Source organism: Rhizobium sp. 05N430 (assembly GCF_056396985.1).
Genome location: NZ_JBFTMO010000011.1, coordinates 212,801 through 220,772, shown reverse-complemented (window position 1 = coordinate 220,772; position 7,972 = coordinate 212,801). Strand labels below are relative to the sequence as shown.

Annotated in this window: 9 protein-coding genes; all 9 read right to left on the bottom strand. The window is 62.8% G+C overall.

Features of this window, described 5'->3' with window-relative positions; genetic code table 11:
• Positions 1-434: 434 nt before the first annotated feature.
• The 9 genes from AC1DJO_RS21585 to AC1DJO_RS21545 all read right to left on the bottom strand — a co-directional run bounded on the left by AC1DJO_RS21585 (position 435) and on the right by AC1DJO_RS21545 (position 7,966).
• Positions 435-1,124, bottom strand: a complete 690-nt coding sequence (locus tag AC1DJO_RS21585) for a CBS domain-containing protein (protein WP_112389757.1) — start codon at positions 1,122-1,124, stop codon at positions 435-437.
• Between the two features lie 114 nt (positions 1,125-1,238).
• Positions 1,239-1,955 carry a response regulator gene (locus AC1DJO_RS21580; RefSeq protein WP_112389758.1) on the bottom strand — a complete coding sequence of 239 codons (717 nt, stop codon included), beginning with the start codon at positions 1,953-1,955 and terminating at the stop codon, positions 1,239-1,241.
• Between the two features lie 124 nt (positions 1,956-2,079).
• Positions 2,080-2,238, bottom strand: coding sequence for a cbb3-type cytochrome oxidase assembly protein CcoS (gene ccoS, locus AC1DJO_RS21575; RefSeq protein ID WP_112389759.1), 159 nt, complete (start codon positions 2,236-2,238; stop codon positions 2,080-2,082).
• The gene (locus tag AC1DJO_RS21570) at positions 2,235-4,523 is read right to left on the bottom strand and encodes a cation-translocating P-type ATPase (protein WP_112389760.1); all 2,289 of its coding nucleotides are present in this window, start codon (positions 4,521-4,523) and stop codon (positions 2,235-2,237) included. The genes ccoS and AC1DJO_RS21570 overlap by 4 nt, the downstream gene beginning before the upstream one ends.
• Positions 4,520-5,005, bottom strand: coding sequence for a FixH family protein (locus tag AC1DJO_RS21565; protein WP_112389761.1), 486 nt, complete (start codon positions 5,003-5,005; stop codon positions 4,520-4,522). Before AC1DJO_RS21565 ends, AC1DJO_RS21570 begins: the two co-directional genes overlap by 4 nt.
• Entirely contained in the window at positions 5,002-6,570 is a 1,569-nt protein-coding gene (gene ccoG, locus AC1DJO_RS21560; RefSeq protein WP_112389762.1) for a cytochrome c oxidase accessory protein CcoG, read from the bottom strand. Before ccoG ends, AC1DJO_RS21565 begins: the two co-directional genes overlap by 4 nt.
• Before the next feature lie 181 nt (positions 6,571-6,751).
• The gene (locus AC1DJO_RS21555; protein WP_112444340.1) at positions 6,752-6,937 is read right to left on the bottom strand and encodes a hypothetical protein; all 186 of its coding nucleotides are present in this window, start codon (positions 6,935-6,937) and stop codon (positions 6,752-6,754) included.
• 11 nt (positions 6,938-6,948) lie between these two features.
• The gene (ccoP, locus tag AC1DJO_RS21550; protein ID WP_112389763.1) at positions 6,949-7,812 is read right to left on the bottom strand and encodes a cytochrome-c oxidase, cbb3-type subunit III; all 864 of its coding nucleotides are present in this window, start codon (positions 7,810-7,812) and stop codon (positions 6,949-6,951) included.
• Position 7,813: 1 nt separating this feature from the next.
• A complete protein-coding gene (locus tag AC1DJO_RS21545; protein WP_112389764.1) occupies positions 7,814-7,966 on the bottom strand; it encodes a cbb3-type cytochrome c oxidase subunit 3 in 153 nt (50 codons plus the stop codon).
• Positions 7,967-7,972: the final 6 nt, after the last annotated feature.

Sequence of the window (7,972 nt, the reverse complement as noted above, 5' to 3'; positions counted from 1 at the left end):
GCACCCAAACCCGAAAGCCTGGGAATAAATCAGCCTCAAAGGCCAACCTTCAAGAAATCCTAGAGCGAAAGACTTCGTCGCCTGCAGCGCCGCCGCCCTCGTTCAGTGACGCGGCTTATACGGCTAACCCCCGCAAACAGTCAACAGCACTCCGCAAAGAATTCCAATGTTTCTCGTAAGTAATTGTAATTGTACGATAATTCGAAATTGGTGTTCAGGAGCTCGAAGTCAGGCTGTCCGGCACCCCTTCTGGGAAAGCTGTCTCGTTGATTTCGATCAATGAAGGGGCCGGTGTCATCGCTAGGTTTGGCGCGCGGGCGAACGGTACCCGTGTCAAGTGGGGCAACTTGGCAGAGACTTGGCCGGTCCAGGGGCATAGCGCCGGGCAAGTCTCCCATGCCCTGGACCCTGACGGCACATCATCGATCCCGTTCCTAGATTGCCAGCCGCTCGGTTTCCAATATCGGCATGACGACCCGCAGCTGATCCCGGTAGGCACCGAGACCGAGGCCTTCGATCAGTGCGCGCACGGCCTTCCGCTTCAGCTCCGACTCGACCTGGCCGTTCAGGGTGATCTGGCCGTTCGTCACCGATACCTGCACCGTCTGCGGCGTCAGACCAAGATCGGACCGCAGACGCGTCCGGAGCGCAAGCCGGATCGCGCCATCCTCGCGCGGCAGCGCCGTCACAGGCGCATCGACGATCATGCCGAGAATATCCCGGCGGCTGACGATGCCGACCAGCCGGCCATCCTCGACGATCGGCAGGCGCTTGATGCGATGGGCTTGCAGGCTTTCGGCAATGTCGGAGACTTCGCTATCCGGCCGCGCGACGATCACATCGGTTGACATGACATCGCGGACTGACCAGCCATGGCTGCTGATGTAGCGTTCGAGTTCGAGCTCGGAGAGTACGCCGGAGGCACGAACCTGGTTCGGCTGCGGACGGATCTCGCGGCGCAGCAGCAGATCGCCCTCCGTCAGCATGCCGCAGATCCGGCCTTCGTCATCGACGACCGGCAGTCCGCTGATCTTGCCCTGCATCATCACCGCAACAGCGTGGCGGATGCCGGCGGCCGGGCTGATCGAAACCACGTCGGTGGTCATTATGTCTTTTGCCTGCATCGGCCTGCCTCATTCGTGCGGATAGCGACGTTCGGGGAAGGTTAGCGGTCGTCAAGCAGACACGCATTGATCTCCGTCAAAGATCGACAACCACAACGCGGCGAACGGGCAGCGCTACCGCTGCCTGCCGGTAAAGACATAGCCGACACCGCGCACCGACTGGATCAGCGCCGGTTCGCGCGGATCAGCCTCGATCTTCTTGCGCAGGCGAACGATCTGCGCGTCGATCGCGCGGTCGAACGCTTCGAGGTGACGGTTGCGGGTGAGATCCATCAACGTCTCACGCGACAAAACCCTGCCGCGATTGCGGACGAAGACCACCAGCATATCGAACTCGCCGGTCGTCATCGTCACGTCGCCGCCATCGGGAGAAGTGAGCCGCCTGCGGGAGACGTCCAGTGTCCAGCCGTCGAACAACAGGGTTTCATCGGCATCAGAGGCTGCGGATGGATGATCGGACACGGTTCGCCGCCGCAGAATGGTTCTGAGGCGGGCCAGCAGTTCGCGCAGGTGGAAGGGTTTTGCGATATAGTCGTCGGCGCCGATCTCGAGACCCACCACCTTGTCGGTGACGTCGTCCTGGCCTGTCAGCATCAGGACCGGAACGTCGGATGTGTTGCGGATTTCGCGCAGCAGTTCCAGACCGTTTTCGCCGTTCGGCAGAACGAGATCGAGGAAGACGGCAGCGTAGTGGCCCTTGGCCAGCTCGCTGCGCATCGCGGCGCCGTTTCCGACGGCATTCACCCTGTAACCATTGTCCTCGAAATAGCGAACAAGCATTTGTCTGATCCGGGCGTCGTCATCGACGACCAGAATGCGATCTGCTTCCATGTCACCCGTTCGTCCTGCTTTCTTCGTTTTCGTTAGAGATAACGCAGGTTTGTGGGCAGCGCTACCATTGCGGCCTTCGTCCACAATCTTCCGATCGAGATGATTTCGACCGGCGGCCGCCCGATCAGGAGCCTGGCGGATCCAGATCGTCATCAGCGATCGCCCGCCATGCCGCACCCTGCAGGTCATCGTACTGGCCGCTCTTCAGCGACCAGAGAAACGCTGCCAGTCCGATACCACCCATAAAAAGCGCGATCGGAATGAGATAGATCAGCATGTTCATGCCGTTCGCGCCTCGCTGGCTTTGCCGGCGGGACGCGCGATCGCGCCGGCGAGGATCGACTTGCCGAAGGCATTCAGCCTCAGCGCGTTCGAGACGACGATGATCGACGAGGTCGACATGGCGACGGCGGCAATCAACGGGGTTGCCAGCCCGGAAATGGCGATCGGAACCGCCAGAATGTTGTAGCCGATCGCCAGCGCGAAATTCTGGCGGATCAGCGCTGCCGAGCGGCGGGCGACGGCGATCGCCAGCGGCACGGCATCGAGGCGCTCGTTGAAGAACACCAGGTCTGCAGCCTGCCGGCCGATATCGGATGCAGTCGCTGGTGCCATCGACACATGGGCGGCGGCCAGCGCCGGTGCGTCGTTGATGCCATCGCCGATCATGAAGACCCGGTGGTTGCTACTGTTGAGTGCCTGGCATTGATCGACCTTCTGCTTCGGTGTCAGGGCGCCCAGCGCCCGGGGGATTCCGAGTTCGCGCGCCGTGTTGCCGGCAACGCGCTGGCGGTCGCCCGATATCATCACCGTCCAGAATCCAGCAGCATGAAGCGTAGCGACGGCCTCGCGCGCTCCCGGCCGCAGCGTGTCGTCGAAGAAGAACCGCGCGGAAACGACGCCATCCTGCGACAAGACGACTTCCGAGAACGGACAGTCCTCGGCCGGCTGAGTTGCCAGACCACGGCAGGCGAAGGATTCGCTGCCAAGGCGATAGAGCGTTCCGCAGCTGACGGCTTCGAGACCACCACCGGGGATTTCGGTGACGCGATCAAAGGGCACCGGGGTTGTACACGCGCTATGCATCATTGCCTGCGAGAGCGGGTGGCGCGAGTGGGCTGCGAGACCGGCCGCGATCGAGAGAAGGCGGCCTTCCGGCGGCTCGGCTTTCACCAACCGGGGCCTGCCCATGGTCAGGGTTCCTGTCTTGTCGAAGGCGACGGTGTCGATCTCCGCCAGCCTTTCGAGCGCCGAGCCATCCTTGACCATGATGCCGTTGCGGAACAGTTCGCCTGCCGCCACGACCTGGACGACGGGAACGGCGAGGCCGAGCGCGCAGGGGCAGGTTATGATGAGAACGGCGACCGCGACGAGCATCGCCTGCTTCCAGTCGCCGCCGATAAAACCCCAGCCGAGAAACGACGCCAGCGCCAGAAGATGAACGACCGGCGAGTAAAGGGCCGCCGCCCGGTCGGCGATCCGGCGGTAGCGCGCCCTGCCCCCTTCGGCGGCCTCCATCAGGGCGATGATTTCAGCAAGTAGCGACTCGCCTGCGCGTTTGCTGGCGCGCAGGATAAGCGAGCCGGTGAGGCTCATCGAACCCGAGCTGACCGGACTGCCGGCGTGAAGCGGAACAGTGCTGCTTTCGCCTGTGACGATCGAAAGGTCGAGATCGCTCTCGCCGCTGACGACAACGCCATCGACAGGGATACGCTCACCGGCGGCGACCGCAATCTCGTCACCGACCGAAATTTCCTCGACTGCCACATAGCGCCGCGATCCATCGGGCTGGATGAGCAGCGCGCCGCGCGGCGCGATCCGCGCCAGACCGTTGATCGCAGCCCGCGCCTTTTCACGCATGACATGATCCAGCGTCCGGCCGATCAACAGGAAGAACAGCAGCGAGACGGTGGCGTCGAACCAGGCATGTTCGCCGTGATGCATCGTCTCCCAGAGCGAGACGGCATAGGAGAGCGTCACGGCAAGCGAGATCGGCACGTCCATGTTGGTACGGCCATGCTTCACTGCATTCCACGCCGACTGAAAGAAGAAGCGGCCCGAGTAGATCAGCGCCGGGGCAGCGATCATCGCCGATATCCAATGGAACATGTCGCGCGTTGCGGCATCGGCGCCCGACCAGACGGAGACCGAGAGCAGCATGATGTTAGCCGCGGCAAAGCCGGCGACGCCGACGGCGAGCAGCAGCTGGTTGCGGGTCTTGTCGCCCTCGGCGGCAAGCGGCGCGTAGAGATGCGCGCGGTATCCCGCGCCCGCGACGGCGGCGATGATTTCGGCCGGATCCGTCGCCTGTGCGCCGATCTTTTCGTCATAGATGCAGGTGACGCGCCGCGAGGTCAGGTTGACGCGCGCCTTGCTGACGAAGGGCAATGCTGTCAGCGCCCTCTCGATCGTCGAGATACAGGCGCCGCAGTGGACATCGGGGACACTGAGATCAAGCTGATGCAAGCCGCCACCGAGCGGATGGCTGGCAAGCGCAATCTCCTCGGCACTGAAGGCCGTGGTGCTCATCGCCATCACCCCCTCGGCATCGATCGCACAGCAGGTCATCGAACGAACTCCGTAGTGTCGAACCGGATCGCCTCGTGCATGACGAGCCTGCCGGCCTTCTTCGAGATGAACTCGACGATCCAGTCGCCGGCCGGGACATGGCGATCCGTTTCAAACGCCCCCTCACCGCGATTGTCCAGCGCAACGGAAAAGTCCTCGTGGTCGCCGACCGGCCGCTTGAAAATGGCCGTCACGGTATCGACCGCCGCCGGCGATCCGTCCGGATTGGCAATCCGGTAGATGAAGCGGTCATCCTTCAGCGAGATATGCCCCGCGATGCCCGATGCGGTCATCGCCTTCATCTCGGCGGCGCGGTGATTGAACTCCTGGCTGGCGACATAGGTGTTTTCGACCACGAGGCCGCTCCAGCTTGAAGACGCGAACCAGGCCATCGTGACGTTGACGGTGATGACCACGGCAAAGAAGGAGGTGATGACGAGCAGCATGTGGCGGCCGGTGAAGCCTTGGACGCGGGTGGTCATTGCGGATCTCCAGGTGCGTTGAATGCTGCGCGATAGCTCGCCCGGTCGCTGCCGCCGGACTCCTCGATGGTGAAGAGGAATTCGTCGACAGCAGCCGTGGACGGCTTGCGGGTGACAAAGACCTTGATCGTGGTTGCCGCATCCGGTGCCGCGTCCAGCGTGAAGCTGCGGACATCGTCCTTGCTGAGTTCGGGGATGCGCATAGTGGCGCCATCGAGGCCCGACAGCGTCAGCGCGATCTGCCGCGGCCGCGGCACCATGTTGAGAATGCGGATCGTGTAGCCGTTGCGGATCGAGCCGTCGCTTTCCATGACGAATTGCGGATTGCGGTCGTGGACGACGTTCAGTTCCAGACGGCCGCGAATCGACAGATGGACGAGCATGCCGATGCCGATCACCGCCCATACGGCGGCGTAGAATACGACGCGCGGGCGAAAAATGATGCGCCAGTTGAAATGCCGGATGCCATCGACGAAGGAGCCACCCTCATCGCGCACCTTGGCCGGCTGCACCGCCGTGCGCCCGCTATCGGTGGCAATCGCCATATTGGCAGCATATTCGCTGAGCGTCGCATAGGCGATCAGGCCGCGCGTTTTGCCGATCTTGTCCATCACGCCATCGCAGGCGTCGATGCAGAGGGCGCAGGTGATGCACTCCATCTGCTGGCCATCGCGGATATCGATGCCCATGGGACAGACGGCAACGCAGGCATTGCAATCGACGCAATCGCCGACCGGAAGCCCATCCGCCTGCGCCTTCTTGCTGTGTCGCGAACGTTGCTCGCCGCGCCAGTCGTTATAGGTGACGACAAGCGAATTCTCGTCCAGCATGGCGCCCTGGATGCGCGGCCAGGGACACATGTAGGTACAGACCTGCTCGCGCAGCAGCCCGCCGAAGACGTAGGTGGTGGAGGTCAGGATGGCGACAGTGGCATAGGCGACGGCGGGTGCCGCGCCGGTTGCGAGTGCCACTGCCAGAGACGGCGCGTCGGCGAAATAGAAGATCCAGGCGCCACCCGTCGCAACGGCTATCGCCAGCCAGATGGCATGTTTCAGGGCGCGCTTCCGCAGCTTGCTCAAGCTCCACGGCGCGGCATCGAGCTTGATCCGGGCGTTGCGGTCGCCTTCTATGGCGCGTTCGACGACGAGAAAGAGATCGACCCAGACCGTCTGCGGACAGGCGTAACCGCACCAGGCCCGGCCGACCGCCGAGGTCACGAGGAACAGCCCGAACCCGGCCATGAGGAGCAGCCCAGCGACGTAGTAGAATTCCTGCGGCCAGATCTCGATGAAGAAGAAGTAGAAGCGGCGCGAGGCGAGATCGACGAGGATTGCCTGGTCCGGCGCGTAGGGTCCGCGATCCCAGCGGATCCAGGGGGCCAGATAGTAGATGCCGAGTGTAACAAGCATCACGATCCATTTGAAACGGCGGAACTGCCCCTCGGCGCGCTTTGGAAAAATCTTCGTTCGCGCCGCATAAAGCGGCTGACGGTTACGGCGGGCGTTCACAGGCTCGACATCGAGCCTCTCCACGCTCTTGGGATCGGGGGCTGTGAAAAGGTTCATAAGTAATGTCTTTCGCGTTCGATACGCCTGTTCTCCTCCGGGGGCCGTCGAGCGTCCTTGATAAAGATCAACAAGGATTAACCGGCCGCCTGCCGTAAAAAGACGGGCGGCGCTTCGAGACGAAGGCGCGGCCCCGGAAAGCAGTGGGAGAGAACGCCGCCTGGGTGTCCTCTCCCAATTTCTAGTGGCTCGACGGCTCGTCATCCCTGAGCGAGGTCAAGCTGACAATCGCGCTACCGATCTTCTCCGGCGCGTCGCCCTTGCAGCCGGGCGGCAGGGATTTGCCACGGACCGAGACACGGGAACGCACGATCGAGCGCGGCATGCCGTAAATCCGGAGGAGCGGATTGTTCCCGTGTGCCGTCACCGTCCCTCTCCTTACTGACCGCCGCCGAGCGAATGGACGAAGACCGTCAGTTCCTTGACCGTCGTATCGCCGAGGCGCGCCGACCATGCCGGCATCACGCCATGCTTGGGCGCCGTGACCTGGCGAATGATCGCCTCCTCGCCCCGGCCCTTCAGCCAGATCGCGTCGGCGAGATCGGGCGCGCCCATCTCTGCCTTGCCCTTGGCGTCCTCGCCGTGGCAGGCGGCGCAATTGTCGAGGAAGATCTGCTTGCCGGCAGTGGCCAAAGCCGGATCGGAAGGCGTGTTGGTCAGCCCCCAGACATAGGCGGCCACTTCCTTCGTTTGATCCTTGCTGAGGATATCGCCGAAGGCAGGCATCTCCGAGACATGCGTATCCGCATCCTCGTCGAAGCGGATACCGTGAGCGATCGTCGTCTGGATCGATTGCAGGTCGCCGCCCCAGAGCCAGTCGTCGTCATTCAGGTTCGGAAAGCCCGGTCCGCCGCTGGCGCCCGATCCGTGACAGGTGGCGCAGTTGACCTTGAAGGCCGAGGCACCACCGGCAATAGCGAATTCGCGCAGTGCCGGATCGGCGTCGATCTCTTCGACGCTCTTTGCCGCGATCATTTCGTGGAACTTCGCCTGGCCGGCCTTCGCGTGATCGAGATCCTGCTGCAACTCGGCGCGGCTGGAATAGCCGAAATAACCCTTCGTCGCCGAGGTTACCATAGGGATGGCGGGATAGACGACGACGTAGCCGATCGCCCAGAGGATCGTCACATAAAAGGTCCAGACCCACCATCGCGGCATCGGATTGTTCAGTTCGCGAATGCCGTCCCATTCATGCCCGGTGGTTTCGACGCCGCTGACTTCATCAATATGCTTTTCCGACATCTCAATCGTCCTTCAGGGGAATGTCAGCGGCCTCCTTGGCCGTCTGCTTGCTGCCGGGGCGGAGCGTGTAGGCGACGGCGCAGACGAAGAATGCCGCCATCGCCAGAAGCCCCCAGCTGTCGGCGAAGTGCCGCATTGCCGTGTATGTTTCCATGAGATC